Origin of the sequence: Oryzisolibacter sp. LB2S (assembly GCF_040732315.1) — a bacterium.
In the GTDB taxonomy this organism is placed as follows: Bacteria; Pseudomonadota; Gammaproteobacteria; order Burkholderiales; family Burkholderiaceae_C; genus Alicycliphilus; species Alicycliphilus soli.
Genome location: NZ_CP160388.1, coordinates 555,155 through 574,570, shown reverse-complemented (window position 1 = coordinate 574,570; position 19,416 = coordinate 555,155). Strand labels below are relative to the sequence as shown.

The window sequence follows — 19,416 nt, the reverse complement described above, 5'->3', positions numbered from 1 at the left end:
TCAGCTATCAGCCCAACCAGCTCGGCTTGCGCTTTTGCAGGAAGGACTGCACGCCCTCGCGGCCCTCGTCGCTCGCGCGTATGTCGGCAATGCCCTCGACGGTGGCGGCGATCAGGCCGGCGTTGATCTCGCGCTCGGCGACGTGAAGCACCAGCTTCTTGCAGGCGCGCATGGCGTTGGGGCTGGCGCTCGTCAATGCCTTCACCAGGGCGTCGACGCGCGCGTCAAGCTGCTCGGCCGCCACCACCTCGTGCACAAAGCCTATGCGCAGCGCCTCCTGCGCGTCAAAGCGCTCGGCCGTGAGGAAGTAGCGGTGCGCAGCGCGCGCGCCCATGGCGCGGATCACATAGGGGCTGATGGTGGCCGGAATCAGGCCGATCTTCACTTCGCTGAGGCAAAAGCCCACCGTGTCCACGGCCACTGCCATGTCGCAGGCGGCCACCAGGCCCATGCCGCCCGCGTAGACGTCGCCCTGCACGCGCGCCACCGTGGGCTTCTCGCATTCGTAGATCACGCGCAGCATCTCGGCGAGCTTGGCTGCGTCCTGCAGGTTCTCCTCGCGCGTGTAGTCGGCCATGCGGCGCATCCAGTTCAGGTTGGCGCCCGCGCAGAAGGCCGGGCCCTCGGCCGCCAGCACCACGGCGCGCACGTCGGCGCGCGCGCCCACCTCGGTGAATGCCGCGGTGATCTCGGCGATGACCTCGTCGCTGAAGGCGTTGCGCACCTCGGGCTGGGTCAGTGTGATGGTGGCGCGGTGGCCCTCGTAGCGGATGGAAATGGCGCTCATGCTGGCCCCCTTACATGCGGAAGACGCCGAACTTCACGTCCGGTACCGGTGCGTGGCGCGCGGCCGCCAGGCCCAGGGCCAACACGCGGCGCGTGTCGGCCGGGTCGATGATGCCGTCGTCCCACAGGCGCGCGGTGGCGTAGTAGGGATGGCCCTGCTTCTCGTACTGCTGGCGGATGGGTGCCTTGAAGGCCTCCTCCTCCTCGGCGCTCCACTGGCCGCCCTTGGCCTCTATGCCGTCGCGCTTGACGGTGGCCAGCACGCTCGCGGCCTGCTCGCCGCCCATCACGCTGATGCGCGCGTTGGGCCACATCCAGAGGAAGCGCGGCGAGTACGCGCGCCCGCACATGCCGTAGTTGCCGGCGCCGAAGCTGCCGCCGATGATGATGGTGAACTTGGGCACATTGGCCGTGGCCACGGCCGTGACCATCTTGGCGCCATGGCGCGCGATGCCCTCGTTCTCGTACTTGCGCCCGACCATGAAGCCCGTGATGTTCTGCAGGAACACGAGCGGAATCTTGCGCTGGCAGCACAGCTCGATGAAATGCGCGCCCTTTTGCGCGGACTCGGAAAACAGGATGCCGTTGTTGGCCACGATGCCCACGGCCATGCCCTCGATACGCGCGAAGCCGCAGACCAGGGTGTTGCCGTAGCGCGCCTTGAACTCGTCGAAGCGGCTGCCGTCGACGATGCGGGCGATGATCTCGCGCACGTCGAACGGCTTGCGCGTGTCCGTGGGGATCACGCCATAGAGCTCTTCTGCTGCATATTTAGGAGCTTCCGGCGCTTCATCCTCGGGCGCTGCAGGCCGTTTTCTATTGAGATTGGCGACGGCCGAACGGGCCAGTGCCAGCGCGTGCAGATCGCTTTGCGCGAGGTGGTCGGCCACGCCCGACAGGCGCGTGTGCACGTCGCCACCGCCCAAGTCCTCGCTGCTCACCACCTCGCCCGTGGCGGCCTTCACGAGCGGCGGGCCGCCGAGGAAGATGGTGCCCTGGTTCTTGACGATGATGGTCTCGTCGCTCATGGCCGGCACATAGGCGCCACCGGCCGTGCAGGAGCCCATGACCACGGCGATCTGGGCCAGGCCCATGGCGCTCATGTTGGCCTGGTTGTAGAAGATGCGGCCGAAATGGTCGCGGTCGGGGAAGACCTCGTCCTGGTTGGGCAGGTTGGCCCCGCCGGAGTCCACCAGATAGATGCAGGGCAGGTGGTTCTGCTCGGCGATCTCCTGCGCGCGCAGATGCTTCTTGACGGTGACCGGGTAGTAGGTGCCGCCCTTCACGGTGGCGTCGTTGCACACAATCATGCAGTCCACGCCCGAGACGCGGCCTATGCCCGCGATCAGGCCGGCGCCGGGCGCATCGTTGCCATACATGTTGAGCGCGGCCAGCGGCGCGATCTCCAGAAACGGCGTGCCCGGGTCGAGCAGCATCTCCACACGCTCGCGCGGCAGCAGCTTGCGGCGCGCCACATGCTTGGCGCGCGCGGCCTCGCCGCCGCCCTGGGCCACGCGCTCGACATGGGCGCGCAGGTCATCGACCACGGCGCGCATGGCGGCAGCGTTGGCCTGAAAGTCCGCCGAGCGCGGATTGAGTTGGGATTCGAGAATCATGCTGTCTTACCTTCCTGCAGGCCGAGCTCTTCCTTCATGGCGTCCCGGATCTTGAACTTTTGAATCTTGCCGGTCACCGTCATCGGAAAGGCGGTGACGAAGCGGATGTAGCGCGGCACCTTGTAGTGCGCAATCTGCCCTTTGCAGAAGGCGCGGATGTCGTCCTCGGTCGGGCTGCTGCCGGGCTTGGCGATGATCCAGGCGCACAGCTCCTCGCCGTATTTCTCGTCGGGCACGCCCACCACCTGCACGTCCTGCACCTGGGGATGGCGGTAGAGGAATTCCTCGATCTCGCGCGGGTAGAGGTTTTCGCCGCCGCGTATCACCATGTCCTTGATGCGGCCGACGATGTTCACATAGCCCTCGGCGTCCATGGTGGCCAGGTCGCCCGTGTGCATCCAGCCCTCGGCATCGATGGCCTCGCGCGTCTTCTCGACGTCGCCCCAGTAGCCATGCATGACGGAGTAGCCGCGCGTGCACAGCTCGCCGCGCTCGCCGCGGGCCACGACGGCGCCGCTCTCGGGGTCGATGATCTTCACCTCCAGGTGCGGCTGCACGCGGCCCACGGTGGAGACGCGCTTTTCCAGGGGCGTGTCGGCGTCGCTCTGGCAGCTCACGGGGCTGGTCTCGGTCATGCCGTAGGCAATCGTCACCTCGGCCATGTGCATGTCGGCCTGCACGCGCTTCATGACCTCGATCGGGCAGGGACTGCCGGCCATGATGCCGGTGCGCAGCGTGGACAGGTCGAACTCGGCAAAGCGCGGGTGGTCGAGCTCGGCGATGAACATGGTGGGCACACCATGCAGGCCGGTGCAACGCTCGGCCTGCACGGTCTCGAGCACCGCCAGCGGATCGAAGCCGTCGTTCGGGTAGACGATGGTGCTGCCATGCGTGATGCAGGCCAGGTTGCCCAGCACCATGCCGAAGCAGTGGTACAGCGGCACGGGAATGCACAGCCGGTCGGCCGGCGTGAGCCTCATGCACTCGCCGATGAAGAAGCCGTTGTTCAGGATGTTGCGGTGCGTCAGCGTGGCGCCCTTGGGGAAGCCCGTGGTGCCGCTGGTGAACTGGATGTTGATAGGGTCGCTGTTCCTGAGCGTGGCGCCAATGGCGTCAATGCGCGCATCGCCCGCATCGCCGCGCGCCATCAGCTCCGAAAAGCGCAACATGCCGGGCTGCTCGGCGCCCTCGCCCGCGACGTCGATCCAGACCACGCTGCGCAGCGTGGGCAGGCGCTTGGCGGCCAGCATGCCGGGCAGGCACAGGGCGAGCTCGGGCGCGAGCTCGCGCAGCATGCCCAGATAGTCGCTGGTCTTGAAGCTGGGCATGGTGACCAGGGCCTTGCAGCCGACCTTGTTGAGCGCGTACTCCACCTCGGCCGTGCGGTAGGCGGGGTTGATGTTGACCAGCACCAGACCCACCTGCGCCGTGGCCAGCTGCATCAGCACCCATTCGGCGTTGTTGTGCGACCAGATACCGATGCGGTCGCCGGGCTCAAGGCCCATGCCCAGGAGGGCGCTGGCCAGCTGGCGCGCCGCCTGGTGCAGCTCGGCATAGCTGTAGCGCAGGCCCTGGTGGCGGCTCACCAGGGCCTCGTGCCCGGGCTGGCGGCGCGCCATGTCGGCGAAGAAGTCGCCAATGGTGGCCTCGATCAATGGGGTGTCCGTGGTGCCGCGCGCATGACTGGCCGAAGGGTTGGCGAGGTCCATTTCCTGTCTCCTGGGCTGTGGTATGGGCGGCAGGCGCCCATCTGGCGATGGGGCAAAGCATACGCCGCAGGGCGCCCGCAGCAAACACCGATAAGGGCCATGAAGGTTGCAAATTGCGCCACCCATGGGCAGACTTGCGCCATGGCCACGCGACCCCACGGCACCCCATCCTCCTCCGCCCCCTCCACCACCCCCAAGGCGGCCACGCCCATGGCGTTCGTGCAGGCCATCGTGCAGGCCTACAGGGCGCGCGGCATGGACCCCGGCGCGGCCCTGGAACAGGCACAAATCACGCCAGAACAACTGCACGACAGCCAGGCACGCATCACGAGCGGGCAGTTCGAGGCCCTGTCGGCCGCGGCCATGCGCGAGCTCGACGACGAGGCCCTGGGCTGGTTCTCGCGCCGCCTGCCCTGGGGCAGCTACGGCATGCTGGCGCGCGCCTCGCTGAGCGCGCCCTCGCTGGGCCTGGCGCTGGCGCGCTGGTGCCGCCACCACGCGCTGCTCACCGACGACATCCTGCTGCGGCTGACCAGCGAGGGCGAGCAGGCGCGCCTCGTCATCACCGAGCGGCGCGACCTGGGCCGGCTGCGCGAGTTCTGCCTGGTGTCCATGCTGCGCAACGCGCTGGGCCTGGCAAGCTGGTTCATCGACTCGCGCCTGCCGGTGCTGGAGGCCGAGTTCCCGTTTGACGCGCCGGCCCATGCGCCGGCCTATGGCGTGCTGTTCGACGGCCCCACGCGCTTTGCGGCCCCCTGCGCGGCCCTGCGCTTCGACGCGCGCTACCTGGCCCTGCCGCTCACGCGCGACGAGGCCGCCATGAAGCAGATGCTGCAGCACGCGCTGCCGCTCACCGTGCGCCAGTACCGGCGCGACCGGCTGCTCGTGGCGCGCGTGCGCCAGATCCTGACCACGGACCCGGGCAGCGCGCACAACGCCGGGCAATTGGCCGGGCGGCTGCACCTGTCCACGCGCACGCTGCACCGCCAGCTCAAGGAGGAAGGCGCGACGCTGCAGGCACTCAAGGACGAGGCGCGCAAGGCCCGCGCCACCGAGCTGCTGCAGCGCACGCGCCACCCCATCAAGCAGGTGGCCGCCGCCACGGGCTTTGCCAGCGAGAAGAGCTTCATCCGCGCCTTTCGCGCCTGGACCGGCCAGTCGCCCGCCCAGTTTCGGCGCCAGGGCGCATGGCCGGAGGCACAGCCGGACTGACGCGCCCTGGGACAAACCCTCAATTCCTGTAGCACCCCGCGCTTGTCTGGCGCCGCCACCAACGTCATTTCACCCCGATCGAGAGGACAAGACGGCCGCATGCCGCCAGTCACCGGCGGTGGCAGCACACCCCTGTGTCACAAGCCTGCACACCACTGGCCCAATCTGGAACACCCTGGCCGCGCGGCTGTGACAAAACCGGCATGGCGCCCATGCCGGCGGGCTGGCACGAAGCTTGATTACTCCCATGGCAGCCGGCCCATTCATTCCGGCCACAACCTCAATCAGGAGACCACCATGGACATGTTTGAACTCAAGCGCTTCAACCTCGACATCGCCTACCCCTATCGCCAGAAGTACGACAACTTCATCGGTGGCAAGTGGGTGGCGCCTGCGGCCGGCCGCTATTTCGACAATGTCTCCCCGATCACCGGAAAGCCCTTCTGCCAGGTCGCCCAGTCCGACGCCACCGACGTGAACCTGGCGCTCGACGCCGCCCACGCCGCCCAGGCCGCATGGGGCAAGACCTCGGTGACCGAGCGCTCCAACATCCTGCTGAAGATTGCCGACCGCATGGAGCAGAACCTGGAGCTGCTGGCGATCGCCGAGACCATTGACAACGGCAAGCCGCTGCGCGAGACCATGGCTGCCGACCTGCCGCTGGGCATCGACCATTTCCGCTACTTCGCCGGCTGCATCCGCGGTCAGGAGGGCACAATCTCCGAGATCGACGCCAACACCGTCGCCTACCACTTCCATGAGCCCATCGGCGTGGTCGGTCAGATCATCCCCTGGAACTTCCCCATCCTCATGGCCTGCTGGAAGCTCGCGCCCGCGCTGGCCGCAGGCTGCTCGGTGGTGATGAAGCCGGCCGAGCAGACGCCTGCCTCCATCATGGTGCTGATCGAGCTGATCGCCGACCTGCTGCCGCCGGGCGTGGTCAACATCGTCAACGGCTACGGCAAGGAAGCCGGCGAGGCCCTGGCGACCAGCAAGCGCATCGCAAAGATTGCCTTCACCGGATCCACCCCCGTGGGCCAGCGCATCCTGCACGCCGCGGCGGACAACCTGATTCCGTCCACCGTGGAGCTCGGCGGCAAGAGCCCGAACATCTTCTTTGCCGACGTGCTGGACGCCGACGACGAGTTCCTGGACAAGGCGCTCGAGGGCTTTGCCATGTTCGCGCTCAACCAGGGCGAGGTCTGCACCTGCCCCTCGCGCATCCTGGTGCAGGAGTCGATCTACGAGCGCTTCATGGAGCGTGCCGTGGCGCGCGTGCAGGCCATGAAGCAGGGCCACCCGCTGGACAAGAGCACCATGGTGGGCGCGCAGGTGTCGCAGCAGCAGCTCGACCGCATCCTGGGCTACATCGACATCGGCCGCGGCGAGGGTGCCCAATGCCTCACGGGCGGCGAGCGCCTGCGCGCCGGCGGTGAGATCAACGACGGCTTCTTCATCAAGCCCACGCTGCTGTTCGGCCAGAACCACATGCGTGTGTTCCAGGAGGAGATCTTCGGCCCCGTGGCCTCGGTGACCACCTTCAAGGACGTGCAGGACGCCGTGCGCATCGCCAACGACACCGAGTACGGCCTGGGCGCGGGCGTGTGGAGCCGCAACGGCAACGTCGCCTACCACATGGGCCGCGCCATCCAGGCAGGCCGCGTGTGGACCAACTGCTACCACCTGTACCCGGCGCACGCGGCCTTCGGCGGCTACAAGAAGTCGGGCATAGGCCGCGAGACGCACAAGCTCGCCCTGGGCAACTACCAGCAGACCAAGAACCTGCTGGTCAGCTACAACCCCAAGGCGCTGGGCTTCTTCTAAGCCGCCCTGCCACCCGGCCCGCCCTGCGGGCCGGGCCTTTTTTGCGTTTTGTGTCGTCGCAGGGCATGGCCAATGCGGGACGGTGCTGCCCTGCTCCTTGTTCACCTGTTCGGAGCGAAGGATTTGCCATGCCCGTTGCCCGCCCCCTCCCGCCCACCACCCGGCCACTGCGCCTGTCCACCCTGGCCTGCCTCATGGCGCTGGCCCAGGGTGCTGGCGCCCAGACCGGCGCCGGCGCCCCCGCCACCCTGCCCGACGTCACCGTGCGCAGCACCCTGGTGCAGTCGCCCCTGGACTACGCGCCGGCCTCGGTCACCCTCATCGACGGCGAGCGCCTGCGCGACCGCCAATGGCAGGTGAACCTGTCGGAGTCGCTCGCGGGCACGCCGGGGCTGCTGTTGCAGAACCGCCAGAACTACGCCCAGGACCTGCAGCTTTCGATTCGCGGCCATGGCGCGCGCTCGACCTTCGGCGTGCGCGGCGTGCAGGTGTTCGTCGACGGCATTCCCGCCACCATGCCCGACGGCCAGGGCCAGACCAATGCCATCGACCTGCAGTCGGTCGAGCGCATCGAGGTGCTGCGCGGCCCCTATGCGTCGATGTACGGCAACGCCTCGGGCGGCGTCATCAACGCCTACACCGAACGCGGCGAGGGCCGCCCGCGCGTGGACGCGAGCTTCGCCATGGGCAGCAACGGGCAGAAGCGCCTGGGCCTCAAGGCCAGCGGCGAGCGCGGCGGCCTGGGCTATGTGGTCAGCGCCAGCCGCTTTCTGACCGACGGCATTCGCCCGCAGAGCGCGGCCGACAAGAACATGTTCAATGCGCGCCTGGACACCGACCCCAGCGACAGCGGCCACCTGATGCTGGTCGCCAGCCACGTGAACGTGGACGCGCTCGACGCGGGCGGCGTCACGCCCGCCGACTGGGCCGCCAACCCGCGCGCCACAGCGTCCGGGCCGCTGACCTACAACGCGCGCAAATACATGCGCCAGACCCAGGTGGGCCTGAGCTACGACCACCGCGTGGACGGCAGCAACGCGCTGCGCCTCATGGTCTATGCGGGCCGGCGCCACATCACCCAATACCAATCCACACCCGCTGCGGCGCAAAGGCCTGCCACCAGCGCGGGCGGCGTGATCGACCTGGGGCGCGACTACGGCGGCGTGGACCTGCGCTGGGCGCATGACGCGCAGCTGGCCGGCGCCCCGCTGAACCTGGTGCTCGGCCTGTCGGCCAACATGGTCAAGGAGGACCGGCGCGGCTACAACAACTACCTGGGCAGCCAGCTGGGCGTGATGGGCGCGCTGCGCCGCGATGAGCGCAACACGCTGACCAATGCCGACCCCTACCTGCAGGCCAGCTGGGCGTTCGCGCCGCGCTGGAAGCTCGATGCCGGCCTGCGCTGGAGCCGCGTGAAGTTCGACTCGGAAGACCACTACGTCGCCCCCGGCAATGGCGACGACAGCGGCGACACGCGCTTCAGGCGCTGGCTGCCCATGCTCTCGGTGCAGCACGAGCTCAACGCCGCCACCCATGTCTACGCCTCGCTCGGCGGCGGCATGGAGACGCCCACGTTCAACGAGATCTCCTACCGCCCGGATCGCCTGCCGGGCCTGAACTTCGGCCTGCGGCCCGCCACCTCCACGAGCGCGGAGCTCGGCCTGCGCCAGCGCCTGGACGGCGACATGCTGCGCGGCCACTGGTCGGCGGCACTGTTTCGCACCAACACGCGCAACGAGATCGTCACCGCCGACAACACCGGCGGCCGCTCCACCTTCCACAACGCAGGGCGCACGCGCCGCCAGGGCGCCGAGCTGGCCACCGAGCTCTGGCTCGCACCCCAGTGGCAGCTGAGCGGCGCGCTGACGCTGCTGGACGCCAAGCTGCGCGACGGCTTCTGCAACGCGGCCGGCACCAGCTGCGTGGCCGCGGGCAAGCGCATCGCCGGCACGGCGCGCACCCAGGCCGCGCTGGGGCTGGACTGGCGCCCGCACAACGACTGGCGCGTGGGCACGAGCTGGCGCCATGTCAGCGCCGTGGCCGCCAACGACAGCAACAGCGTCGAGGCGCCGAGCTATCACGTTCTGGCCCTGAGCGCGAGCTACACGCGCCAATGGGGCCCGTGGAAGCTCAACGCCTTTGCGCGTATCGACAACCTGAGCGACAAGAACTACGTGGGCTCGGTCATCGTCAACGAGGGCAATGGCCGCTTCTTCGAGGCCGCGCCCGGGCGACAGTGGATGGCCGGCGTGGCGCTGAGCCACGCGTTCTGACGCCGGCGTTTGCTTGTTTTTCGATAGCTTGCGGCGCTTGTCCATCAAGCGCTGCAGGCATTTTTGACCAGTAGAAAAGGAGACACGACATGCGCCCCACATCCCTGCCCCGCACGGCCCTGGCCGTGGCCTGCACCGCCCTGCTGGCGGCCTGCGCCCATGGCCCGGGCGGCAACGCATCGACCGACGCCGATCCCACGGCCCTGGTGGACCAGCTCGAGGCCACGACGGGCAAGTTTGCCGGCCACCGCCGCTCCGGCGCCAAGGGCGTGTGCGCGGCGGGCAGCTTCGTCGGCAGCAGCCAGGCGCGCGCACTGTCGAGCGCCAGCGCCTTCAGCGGCCAGCCCGTGCCGGTGATTGCGCGCTTCTCGCTCACGGGCGCCAATCCCCAGGCACCCGACAACACCCGCGGTCAGCGCAACATGGCGCTGCAGTTCGACCTGCCCAGCGGCGAGCAATGGCGCATGGGCAACATCTCCGCCCCGGTGTTCGGCGCCGAGACACCGGCGCAGTTCCTCGGCCGCCTGGCCTCGCTGCAGCCCGACCCGGCCACCAAGAAGCCCGACGCGGCGCGCGTCAAGGCCTTTGCCGACGCCAATCCCCAGGTGCTGCTGCAGGGCAAGTACTTTGCCGCACAGCCCGTGCCGGCAAGTCTTGCCGGGCTCAACTACTGGGGCGTGCATGGTTTCGGCTTCGTCAACGCCCAGGGCCAGACCACCTGGGGCAAATGGGTGTTCGAGCCCGTGGGCGGCGTGCTGGGCCTGAGCGACGAGGAGGCCAAGGCGCGCGGCGCCAACTATCTGTTCAACGACCTGCGCCAGCGTGCCCAGGCCGGCCAGGTGGCATTCGACTTCAACCTGGAACTGGCCGAGCCCGGCGACCGCATCGACAGCGCCACCACGCCGCTGCCCGCGGGGCGCAGAAAGGTCAACCTCGGGCGGCTGACCATCACCTCCGTGTCCGCCGATGGCGCCGGCCCCTGCGTGGACATCAACTTCAGCCCGCTGGTGCTGCCACGCGGCGTCGTGCCCTCGAAGGATCCGATGCTGACCGCACGCGCGGCGCCCTACGCGATCTCGCTGCAGCGCCGCCTGTCGGAAAAGGCCCAGTAAGCCCACCACCCGGGCACCCGGCCGCCAGGACAGCCCCGGCACGCAGGCGTGCCGGGGCTGTCCTGGCAAACCTTTTGCTACAACCCTGGCGTCTTCCCAGGTTGTCAATCCTTCATTGGCCCGAAACAATTTGCGGTCTTGCCAATGGAGGTATCTTTGGCCCCTGTGTGCATGCCGAGCACGCAGCGATGCAAAGCAAAAGCCTCCGGAACGCCCCGCGATTCCGGATACAGGAGACAACATGGACACCACGGTGGTCAGGCAGACCCACATGGCCGATCAAACGACGCAGGAGCAGGACTGCGCATCGCTGATCGACCAGGCCCACCTGCGCTCCCGGGCCTATGGCATAGCGATCAACGATCGGCCCGATCACACGAGCCCAGGCGTCAGCGCGCTGAAGAACGCGCTCGAGGAAAACCGCTTCCTCTTCCAGCATGCCGTGCCGGTGATGGAGACGCTCTACAGCCAGATCGCCAACACCCACAGCATGGTGCTGCTGACCACGGCCCAGGGCATGGTGCTGCACTCCATGGGCGACCACGACTTTCTGGAGAAGGCCGATCAGGTGGCACTGACGCCCGGCATGGACTGGAGCGAGCAGGCCAAGGGCACGAACGCCGTGGGCACGGCGCTCACGACGCAGCAACCCGTGACAGTCCATGGCGACCAGCATTACCTGGACGTCAACCATGCGCTGACCTGCTCCTGCGCGCCCATCCTCGATCCCTACGGCCAGATCATCGGCGCGCTCGATGTCTCGGGCGACCACCGCAGCTACCACCAGCACACGCTGGCGCTGGTGCGCATGTCGGCGCAGATGATCGAGAACCACATGTTCGCGGGCAGCTTCCCCAAGGCCGTGCGCGTGCATTTCCATTCGCGCCCCGAGTTCCTGGGCACGCTGGTCGAGGGCATCGCGGCCTTCACGGCCGAGGGGCGCTTCGTCTCGGCCAACCGCAGCGCGCAGTTCCAGCTCGGCATGTCGTTCGGCGCGCTGCAGGCGCACACCTTCTCCTCGCTCTTCAACCTGCCGATCTCGGCCCTGTTCGAGCTGTTCGCCAGCCCCGGCGCCGCGCCGCGCCAGCTGTGCCTGCACAACGGCGTCACCGTCTGGTGCCGCACCGAGGTCAAGCCCGCAGGCCCCTGGGCCGCGCCCATCGTCTCGCCCATGCAGCACGAGGAGGCCGCGCCGCCGCCGCGCAGCAGCGCCGGCCCCGGCAGCGCGAGCAGCACGCCCGCACGCAGGGCACAGCTGTCCTGCCTGCAATACCTGGACACGGGCGACGCGCAACTGTCGGCCGTCATAGCCAAGCTGCGCAAGGTGGTCGACCGCGACATTCCCGTCATGATCCTGGGCGAGACGGGCACCGGCAAGGATCTGCTGGCCCAGGCCATACACAACGACTCGGCGCGCGCGCGCCAGCCCTTCGTGGCCGTCAACTGCGCCTCCATCCCCGACACGCTGATCGAGGCCGAGCTCTTCGGCTACGAGGAAGGCGCCTTCACGGGCGCGCGCAAGAAGGGCGCGCAGGGCAAGATCGCCCAGGCCCATGGCGGCACGCTGTTCCTCGACGAGATCGGCGACATGCCCAAGCATCTGCAGGCGCGCCTCTTGCGCGTGCTGCAGGAGCGCAAGGTCAGCCCGCTGGGCTCGGGCAAGGAGGTCGATGTCGACGTCACGGTCATCAGCGCCACGCACAAGAACCTCAAGGAACTGATCGCGCGCGGCGACTTCCGCGAGGATCTCTACTACCGCCTCAACGGTCTCGTGGTGCGCCTGCCCGCGCTGCGCGAGCGCACGGACTTTCATGCCGTGGTGCAGAAGGTGCTGCACGCGCTGTGCGAGGACTGCAGCCACATCCGGATTGCGCCCGATGTCATGGAGCTGCTGCAGGCCTACCACTGGCCGGGCAATGTGCGCCAGCTGCACAACCTGCTGCGCACCGCGGCCGTGATGGTGGACGACGACTGCACCATCCGCCTGGAGCATCTGCCCGATGACTTCCTCGACGAGCTGCGCACGCCCGCGTGCCCCGCGGCCGTCACCCAGCCGCCGGCCGCCGACGAGCTGGCCATGATGCCCGGCGTGGGCGCGCCGCCGCCGCCCGTCATGGATGCGCCAGGCGAGGACGGCCGCAGCCTGCAGGACGTGACCATCAACGCCATGGCACAGATGTTGCGTCTGCACAAGGGCAATGTGTCGGCGGCGGCCAAGGCGCTAGGCGTTTCTCGCAACACCATCTACCGCAAGAAGAACCTGCTGCCGCCTGATCTGCTCGACTGATTGAGGACAGGAGGCTTCCCGTGCCCGCGACGGCCCGCTACGACCGTTTTTCCGTCACCCTGCACTGGCTCATGGCCGTGCTCATCCTGGGCCAGATCGCCCTGGGCCTGTGGATGATCGGCCTGCCCAAGGATGGCACGGGCCTGCGCGCCTCCTGGTTCAACGTGCACAAGTCCTGGGGCATGGTGCTGGGCCTGCTGGTGCTGCTGCGCCTGGCCTGGGCGCTGCTGCGCCCGCGCGTGGCGCCTCTGCCGCAGGCACGCCACCTGCAGCTGGCCGCGCGCGGCGCCCATGGGCTGCTGTATGTGCTGATGCTTGTCATGCCCGTCTCGGGCTTTCTCGGTTCGGTGTTCTCGGGCTACCCCATCCGCTTCTTCGGCATGCAGCTGCCCAAGCTCGCCGAGCGCTGGGATGCGGCCAAGGAGCTGCTGAGCGCCGTGCACCAGGTATCGGCCGTGTCGCTGATCCTGCTCATCGCCCTGCATGTGCTGGCCTTCGTCTATCACCAGTTCGTGAAGAAGGAGCCGCTGCTGCAGCGCATGCGTCTGGGCAGGGACACTGCTCCAGGCACTGCGCCACGATGACACAGCTGCACCCACCCCTGTGACAACCACTGTGACCACCGCGCGGGGCCTGTGCACGCCGCGCGCCACCAACGGAGAACCACGCATGATCCTGCGCCGCCATCTGCTGCTGGCGGGCCTGTGCGGCATGACCGCCCGGGCCTCGCTGGCCAACAATCAGGACGCCACGGGGGGCGACCCCCTGGGCTCCATGCAATGGCCGGGCCTGCGCAAACACTATGCGCAGGACGCGCCGCTGCGCTTCACCGACGAGGTGGTGGTGCGCACACCCACCTTTGCCGAGGACGCGCTCAACGTGCCGCTGCAGGTGGACGCGCGCGCGCTGCAGCAGGTCGGCGGCGGCATTGCGCGCATGGTCGTCGTGGCCGACCGCAACCCCATACGCGAGGTGCTCGGCTTCGAGCCCCTGCGCTCCCTGCCCGTGCTGGCGTTTCGCATCCGACTCGAGCAGGCCTCGCCGATACGCTGCCTGGTGCAGACCCGCGACGGGCATTGGCATGTCGGCGGCGCCATGACCCAGGCCGCCGGCGGCGGCTGCACCGTGCCCGGCGCCTCGCGCACCGATGGCTCGTGGAGCCAGACGCTCAACCAGGTGCAGGCGCGCTTCTTCAGCAACCTCGCGGGCGCGAGCCGCCGCCTGCGCCTGCAGGTCATGCACCCCATGGACACGGGCCTGGTCGCGGGCATCCCCGCGTTCTATATCGAGCAGCTCGAACTGCGCGACGCGGCCGACCAGCCCTGGTGGCGGCTCGCGCTGCACGAACCGGTGTCGGAGAACCCGCTCATCACGCTGGAGATGCCCACCGAGGGCCCGCGCGAGTTCCGACTGCTCGGCCAGGACAACAACGGCAACCGCATCGCCGCAGAGGTGCGCGCATGAGGGCCCCCAGCACCCTGGCCATGGCGCTGGCCTGCGCCCTGTCGGTGTCAGCCCTGACACCCCTGCCTGCCATGGCGCAGGACGCGCATGGCATGCGGCCCGCCCCGCCCGCGCCCGACCAGACGCGCCTGAACTACCACCTGCGGCCGCGCCAGATCGCCGAGGGCACCTGGGTCATCGAGGGCGCCGTGGCCGACTTCCTGCCCGCCAACGGCTGCAACATCATCAACACCGCCTTCATCGCCACGGGCGACGGCGTCATCGTCATCAACACCGGGCCCTCGCGCCTGTATGGCGAGCAGCAGCGCCGCGCCATCGCTGCCGTCACGCCGGAGCCCGTGCGTGCGGTGCTCAACCTCAACCTCCATCCCGACTACTTCTTCGGCAACCAGGCCTGGGACGACGTGCCCACCCAGGCCCTGGCGGGCAGCATCGCGGGCATGCGCGCCGAGGGCGAGAGCTACGCGGACAACCTGTACCGCCTGTGCGGCGCCTGGATGCGCGGCACGCAGGCCACGCCGGCGCGCCAGGCGCTGGAGCCCGGCAGCTTCACGCAGGGCAAGCACCGGCTGGAGCTGCGCCGCCTGCAGGGCCACACGCGCGACGATCTGGTGCTCATCGACCACAGCACGGGCGTGCTGTTTGCCGGCGGCCTGGTGTTTGCCGAGCGCGTGCCCACCACGCCGCACGCCGACCCGGCGCAATGGCTGGCCAGCCTGGACCTGCTCGAGCAATGGCAGCGCCAGGGCCAGTTCACGCAGCTCGTGCCCAGCCACGGCCCCGTCGGCGAGGGACTGCAGGGCATTGGCCAGACGCGCGACTGGCTGCGCTGGCTCACGGGCTGGATGCAGGACAGCGCGCGCCAGGGCCTGGACCTGAGCGAGCTGCTGCGCGCACCCGTGCCCGAGCGCTTCGCGCGCTGGGCCGCCCAGCCCGCCGAGCTGCACCGCAGCCTGGCGCAGTGGTACCCGGCCTACGAGCGGCGCGCGCTGCAGGCGCCATAGTCCTTGCCAGCAAAAAAGGGCCGCTGTCACAGCGGCCCTTGGTGCTTCTGGTCATGGCATTTATTTCTGATCGCGCCGCTCCTCGAGGTAGGTGCGGATGGCCCAGATCGCCTCCTGCGTCAGGGTGCCCTCGAACGGCGGCATGTACACGCGCCCGTCGCGCGTGCGGCCGCGGCGTACCGTGCCGGCGTAGTAGTCGTCCATTTCCTGGAAGCACTGCTTGGCCTTGGCGGCGTCGGCATAGCCCGAGCATTCCTCGTCGAACTTGCGCAGGTCCGGCGCGATGCCGCCGGAGACGGCCTCCAGTCCATGGCAGCGCGCGCAGTTCTGGTTGTAGGCCGAGCTGCCGATGCGCAGCGCCTCCTTGTGCCCGGCCGTGCCGTTGCCGTAGGGATTGGACTCGAGCCATTTCGCGCCCAGCTGGGGCAGGCTGCTGGTGTCCACGGCCTGGGGCACCATGTCGCCGTGCGCCATGGCGGCGCTGGCGCCGGTTGCGAGGGCCAGGGCCAGCAGGCTGCGCCTGGCCGATGTGAGGAATGTGTGTCGCATGGGGTGTCTCCTGATGAATGAAACCTCGGATGACCCAGCGTGCGCAATTTGCGTGCCACCCTCGGCGCCGGCACGGCGGGGCGTGCACCGCTGTACCAGTTTGCGCCACCGGCCATGCGGCTGCTCCTGAAATGAACAGCTCCTGTGACGCAGCGTTGCGTTGATGGTCTTTGACACAGCGCAAACCATGACAAAACCGCGGCCCCAGGCCCGCCTTTGGCTGGCATACCTCTTGCAACGCTGTTGCCGTGATTCATCCACCACAACGCAAGGAGACATCCACCATGGCATCACCGGTATTCAAGCATCTGCGGCTGAGCGCCCTCGCTACCGCAGCCACCCTGGCCCTGACGGCGCATGCCGCCAACGTCAAGCCCGTCACCTGGGAAGACATCGCCAACGACGCCAAGACCACCGGCGACGTGCTCACCTATGGTCTGGGCCTGACGGCGCAGCGCTTCAGCCCGGCCAAGACGCTCAACACCAGGAACGTGGCCGGCCTGGTGCCCGTGTGGAGCTACTCCTTCGGCGGCGAAAAGCAGCGCGGCCAGGAGGCCCAGGCACTGGTCCATGACGGCGTGATCTACGTGACGGCCTCGTACTCGCGCTTCGTGGCGCTGGACGCGCGCACGGGCAAGCGCCTGTGGACCTATGAGCACCGCCTGCCCGAGGACATCCGCCCCTGCTGCGACGTGGTCAACCGCGGCCCGGCCATCTATGGCGACAAGGTGTACTTCGGCACGCTGGACGCGCGCATCGTGGCGCTGGACCGCAACACCGGCAAGGTGGTCTGGAACGAGAAGTTCGGCGACCACAAGGTGGGCTACACCATGACCGGCGCGCCCTTCATCGTGAAGGACCAGAAGAGCGGCAAGATGCTGCTGGTGCACGGCTCCTCGGGTGACGAATTCGGCGTGGTGGGCTGGCTCTATGCGCGCGACCCCGACACCGGCAAGGAAGTATGGGCGCGCCCCATGGTCGAAGGCCATGTGGGCCGCCTGAACGGCCAGCCCAGCACGCCCACGGGCGACCCCAAGGCCCCGACCTGGCCCAACGACCCGAACAGCCCCACCGGCAAGGCCGAGGCCTGGAGCCAGGGCGGCGGCGCGCCATGGCAGACGCCTTCCTACGACATCGAGACCAACACCATCGTCGTCGGCACCGGCAACCCCGCACCCTGGAACACCTGGAAGCGCACGGCCAAGGGCGACGACCCGCGCAACTGGCCCAGCCTGTACACCTCGGGCCAGGCCTACATCGACCCGACCACGGGTGACTTGAAGGGCTTCTTCTCGCACACGCCCAACGATGCCTGGGACTTCTCGGGCAACAACTCGGTGCTGCTGTTCGACTACAAGGACCCCAAGACCGGCAAGACCATCAAGGCCTCGGCCCATGCCGACCGCAATGGCTTCTTCTTCGTGACCGACCGCGAAAAACTCGCCAAGGCGGACGGCGGCCATCCCTGGAAGCAGAACGCCATCATCGGCGCCTACCCCTTCGTCGACGGCATCACCTGGGCCAAGGGCTTCGACCTCAAGACGGGCCTTCCGATCGAGAACAACAACCGTCCGCCCGAGCCCAAGGAGGGCGAGGAAAAGGGCGAGAGCATCTTCGTCTCACCACCGTTCCTGGGCGGCACGAACTGGATGCCCATGAGCTACAGCCCGGACAGCGGCCTGTTCTACATCCCGGCCAACCACTGGGCCATGGACTACTGGGCCGAGCACATCACCTACAAGGCCGGCGCGGCCTACCTGGGCCAGGGCTTCCGCATCAAGAAGCTGTATGACGACCATGTGGGCACGCTGCGCGCCATCAACCCGCAGACGGGCAAGATCGTCTGGGAGCATAAGGAGCAGTTCCCGCTGTGGGCCGGCACGCTGACGACCGCCGGCGGCCTGCTGTTCACCGGCACCTCGGACGGCTATGTCAAGGCCTTCGACAACAAGACGGGCAAGGAGCTGTGGAAGTTCCAGACCGGCTCGGGCGTCGTCTCCGTGCCCGTGACCTGGGAGATGGACGGCGAGCAGTACGTGGGCATCCAGTCGGGCTATGGCGGTGCCGTGCCGCTGTGGGGCGGCGACATGGCCGAGCTGACCAAGCAGGTCTCGCAGGGCGGCTCCATGTGGGTGTTCAAGCTGCCCAAGGCGCAGAAGGTGGCCGGCAAGTAAGCTGCGCACGCTGCGTTCTCCCTCCCCCTCGCCCGGGGAGGTTCGGGGTGGGGCCCGCGTCGACCGGGCCGCCACCCGCAATTGTCTGGAGCTGCCCATGCTTTCGTTCACCCACATCGCCCTGGCAGGGGCGCTCTGCCTGGCCTGGGCCGGCGGCGCCGCGGCCCAGCAGGCGCCGCAGGCCCAGGAGGGCGGGCCCGCCGGCGCGTCCGAGCCCCTGGTCGTCAACGGCTGCCCGATCTGGCCCTATACGCGCTGCCCCGGCGCCGACCTGCGTCACGCCAACCTCGTGGGCAAGAACCTCGCGGGCGCCGACCTGCGCGGCGCCGACCTCACGCGTGCCGACCTGCGCGGCGCCAACCTCTCGGCCGCAGACCTCGAGGGCGCCAACCTCACGGGGGCGCGCATGTCCAAGGCGTCGGCCGCCAATACCGACTTCAAGAACGCGCGCTTCATAGGCACGGACCTGGAGAGCGCGCGCCTCATGCGTTCGGACTTCTCGGGCGCCATCTTCGACGGCGCCAGCCTGGAGATGGCGCGCCTGAACCACGCCTGGTTCGTCGGCACGCGCTTCATCTCCAGCGACCTGCAGGAGGCCAAGTTCGTCGCCACCAACCTCACGAATGCCGTGTTCGAGGGCAACCACATCCTCTACACCCTGGTGTCCGAGTCCGAGCTGGGCGGCTGCAAGGGCTGCAGGCCCGACTGGAGGTGACATGCGGACGCTATCGTTTTACAAGCTGTTTGCGTGCTCCAGTATTGCGCTGGCGGCCATTTTCTCTCTCAATTCCCAGGCCATTGAACGCGTGGCGCCCCAGGTGGACACCACGGCACTTCCCCCCCAGGCCGCCACCTGGCAGGAGCCCAACCCGCTGCGCGGCAACGCCCAGGCAGCGGCCATTGGGCAGATCGCCTTCAACCAGAGCTGCGCGCGCTGCCACGGCCAGGACGCCAATGGCTCGCGCTCGCCCGCGCCGGATCTGCGGCGCATCAGCAAGGGCTGCCGGCGCATCCAGGACGAGGCCCTGCGCGAGCGCTGCCTGGCCGATGGCGACGCGTTCTTCATCAAGTCCGTGCGCTATGGCAAGCAGAAGTTCGGCATCGTCCACATGCCGCCCTGGGAGGGCGTGATCAGCCCCGAACTCGCCTGGGCGCTGCGCAGCTTTGTCGAGACGGCGCCTGCGCGTTAGCACAAAAATCTCTGGTTAGCGACATGTCTCAGGCAAGGTCGCAGGCCCTCACCCCCACCCTCTCCCAGAGGGAGAGGGAGCAAAGCCCGCGTGACCGATCGCCCTCGCCCCTTTGGGGAGAGGGAGGGGTGAGGGGCTTGCAGCGGCATGTCCATAGTCAGACAAAACCGGCCCCATCGCCCTGCAGTCAAGCGCTAACAGCTATTTTTTAGATAG

General features: G+C 68.5%; 15 protein-coding genes. 11 read left to right on the top strand and 4 right to left on the bottom strand.

Going from position 1 to position 19,416, the window contains the following annotated elements; genetic code table 11:
- Nucleotides 1-7: 7 nt before the first annotated feature.
- From ABUE11_RS02735 to ABUE11_RS02725, 3 genes are read right to left on the bottom strand one after another with little or no spacing between them, the layout of a single operon-like run.
- Nucleotides 8-787 (bottom strand): enoyl-CoA hydratase/isomerase family protein, encoded by a 780-nt coding sequence (locus ABUE11_RS02735; protein WP_367067526.1) that lies wholly within the window; start codon nt 785-787, stop codon nt 8-10.
- 10 nt (nt 788-797) lie between these two features.
- A complete protein-coding gene (locus ABUE11_RS02730; protein ID WP_367067525.1) occupies nt 798-2,402 on the bottom strand; it encodes a carboxyl transferase domain-containing protein in 1,605 nt (534 codons plus the stop codon).
- On the bottom strand, nt 2,399-4,111 hold the full coding sequence (locus ABUE11_RS02725) for an AMP-binding protein (RefSeq protein ID WP_367067524.1): 1,713 nt from the start codon (nt 4,109-4,111) through the stop codon (nt 2,399-2,401). The genes ABUE11_RS02730 and ABUE11_RS02725 overlap by 4 nt, the downstream gene beginning before the upstream one ends.
- 141 nt (nt 4,112-4,252) lie before the next feature.
- Between ABUE11_RS02725 and ABUE11_RS02720 the strand changes: the two genes are divergently transcribed.
- From ABUE11_RS02720 to ABUE11_RS02685, 8 genes are all read left to right on the top strand, one after another.
- Complete coding sequence (locus ABUE11_RS02720; RefSeq protein ID WP_367067523.1) at nt 4,253-5,323, top strand: AraC family transcriptional regulator; 1,071 nt, start codon at nt 4,253-4,255, stop codon at nt 5,321-5,323.
- Between the two features lie 297 nt (nt 5,324-5,620).
- Nucleotides 5,621-7,147, top strand: a complete 1,527-nt coding sequence (locus tag ABUE11_RS02715; protein WP_367067522.1) for an aldehyde dehydrogenase family protein — start codon at nt 5,621-5,623, stop codon at nt 7,145-7,147.
- 128 nt (nt 7,148-7,275) lie between these two features.
- Complete coding sequence (locus tag ABUE11_RS02710; RefSeq protein ID WP_367067521.1) at nt 7,276-9,420, top strand: TonB-dependent receptor; 2,145 nt, start codon at nt 7,276-7,278, stop codon at nt 9,418-9,420.
- A gap of 89 nt (nt 9,421-9,509) precedes the next feature.
- Nucleotides 9,510-10,532 (top strand): catalase family peroxidase, encoded by a 1,023-nt coding sequence (locus tag ABUE11_RS02705; protein ID WP_367067520.1) that lies wholly within the window; start codon nt 9,510-9,512, stop codon nt 10,530-10,532.
- Between the two features lie 271 nt (nt 10,533-10,803).
- Nucleotides 10,804-12,819, top strand: coding sequence for a sigma-54-dependent Fis family transcriptional regulator (locus ABUE11_RS02700; protein ID WP_367068729.1), 2,016 nt, complete (start codon nt 10,804-10,806; stop codon nt 12,817-12,819).
- Between the two features lie 20 nt (nt 12,820-12,839).
- The gene (locus ABUE11_RS02695; protein ID WP_367067519.1) at nt 12,840-13,403 is read left to right on the top strand and encodes a cytochrome b; all 564 of its coding nucleotides are present in this window, start codon (nt 12,840-12,842) and stop codon (nt 13,401-13,403) included.
- 85 nt (nt 13,404-13,488) lie between these two features.
- Complete coding sequence (locus tag ABUE11_RS02690; RefSeq protein WP_367067518.1) at nt 13,489-14,283, top strand: quinoprotein dehydrogenase-associated SoxYZ-like carrier; 795 nt, start codon at nt 13,489-13,491, stop codon at nt 14,281-14,283.
- On the top strand, nt 14,280-15,287 hold the full coding sequence (locus tag ABUE11_RS02685) for a quinoprotein relay system zinc metallohydrolase 1 (protein WP_367067517.1): 1,008 nt from the start codon (nt 14,280-14,282) through the stop codon (nt 15,285-15,287). Before ABUE11_RS02690 ends, ABUE11_RS02685 begins: the two co-directional genes overlap by 4 nt.
- 60 nt (nt 15,288-15,347) lie before the next feature.
- On the opposite strand, the gene pedF is transcribed toward ABUE11_RS02685, so the two are convergent.
- On the bottom strand, nt 15,348-15,761 hold the full coding sequence (pedF, locus tag ABUE11_RS02680) for a cytochrome c-550 PedF (protein WP_367068728.1): 414 nt from the start codon (nt 15,759-15,761) through the stop codon (nt 15,348-15,350).
- A gap of 359 nt (nt 15,762-16,120) precedes the next feature.
- On the opposite strand from pedF, the gene ABUE11_RS02675 reads away from it, so the two are divergent.
- The 3 genes from ABUE11_RS02675 (at nt 16,121) to ABUE11_RS02665 (ending at nt 19,200) form a co-directional block, all read left to right on the top strand.
- Nucleotides 16,121-18,010 (top strand): methanol/ethanol family PQQ-dependent dehydrogenase, encoded by a 1,890-nt coding sequence (locus tag ABUE11_RS02675; RefSeq protein WP_367067516.1) that lies wholly within the window; start codon nt 16,121-16,123, stop codon nt 18,008-18,010.
- A 97-nt stretch (nt 18,011-18,107) separates the two neighbouring features.
- Complete coding sequence (locus ABUE11_RS02670; RefSeq protein ID WP_367067515.1) at nt 18,108-18,725, top strand: pentapeptide repeat-containing protein; 618 nt, start codon at nt 18,108-18,110, stop codon at nt 18,723-18,725.
- A 1-nt stretch (nt 18,726) separates the two neighbouring features.
- On the top strand, nt 18,727-19,200 hold the full coding sequence (locus tag ABUE11_RS02665) for a c-type cytochrome (RefSeq protein ID WP_367067514.1): 474 nt from the start codon (nt 18,727-18,729) through the stop codon (nt 19,198-19,200).
- The last annotated feature ends 216 nt before the right edge of the window (nt 19,201-19,416 follow it).

Coding starts and splice junctions, on each gene's coding strand:
- ABUE11_RS02675 (WP_367067516.1), top strand. CDS start 16,121: ATGGCATCACCGGTATTCAAGCATCTGCGGCTGAGCGCCCTCGCTACC.
- ABUE11_RS02730 (WP_367067525.1), bottom strand. CDS start 2,402: ATGATTCTCGAATCCCAACTCAATCCGCGCTCGGCGGACTTTCAGGCC.
- ABUE11_RS02710 (WP_367067521.1), top strand. CDS start 7,276: ATGCCCGTTGCCCGCCCCCTCCCGCCCACCACCCGGCCACTGCGCCTG.
- ABUE11_RS02690 (WP_367067518.1), top strand. CDS start 13,489: ATGATCCTGCGCCGCCATCTGCTGCTGGCGGGCCTGTGCGGCATGACC.
- ABUE11_RS02700 (WP_367068729.1), top strand. CDS start 10,804: ATGGCCGATCAAACGACGCAGGAGCAGGACTGCGCATCGCTGATCGAC.
- ABUE11_RS02665 (WP_367067514.1), top strand. CDS start 18,727: ATGCGGACGCTATCGTTTTACAAGCTGTTTGCGTGCTCCAGTATTGCG.
- ABUE11_RS02725 (WP_367067524.1), bottom strand. CDS start 4,111: ATGGACCTCGCCAACCCTTCGGCCAGTCATGCGCGCGGCACCACGGAC.
- ABUE11_RS02735 (WP_367067526.1), bottom strand. CDS start 787: ATGAGCGCCATTTCCATCCGCTACGAGGGCCACCGCGCCACCATCACA.
- ABUE11_RS02685 (WP_367067517.1), top strand. CDS start 14,280: ATGAGGGCCCCCAGCACCCTGGCCATGGCGCTGGCCTGCGCCCTGTCG.
- ABUE11_RS02720 (WP_367067523.1), top strand. CDS start 4,253: ATGGCCACGCGACCCCACGGCACCCCATCCTCCTCCGCCCCCTCCACC.
- pedF (WP_367068728.1), bottom strand. CDS start 15,761: ATGGCGCACGGCGACATGGTGCCCCAGGCCGTGGACACCAGCAGCCTG.
- ABUE11_RS02715 (WP_367067522.1), top strand. CDS start 5,621: ATGGACATGTTTGAACTCAAGCGCTTCAACCTCGACATCGCCTACCCC.
- ABUE11_RS02670 (WP_367067515.1), top strand. CDS start 18,108: ATGCTTTCGTTCACCCACATCGCCCTGGCAGGGGCGCTCTGCCTGGCC.
- ABUE11_RS02705 (WP_367067520.1), top strand. CDS start 9,510: ATGCGCCCCACATCCCTGCCCCGCACGGCCCTGGCCGTGGCCTGCACC.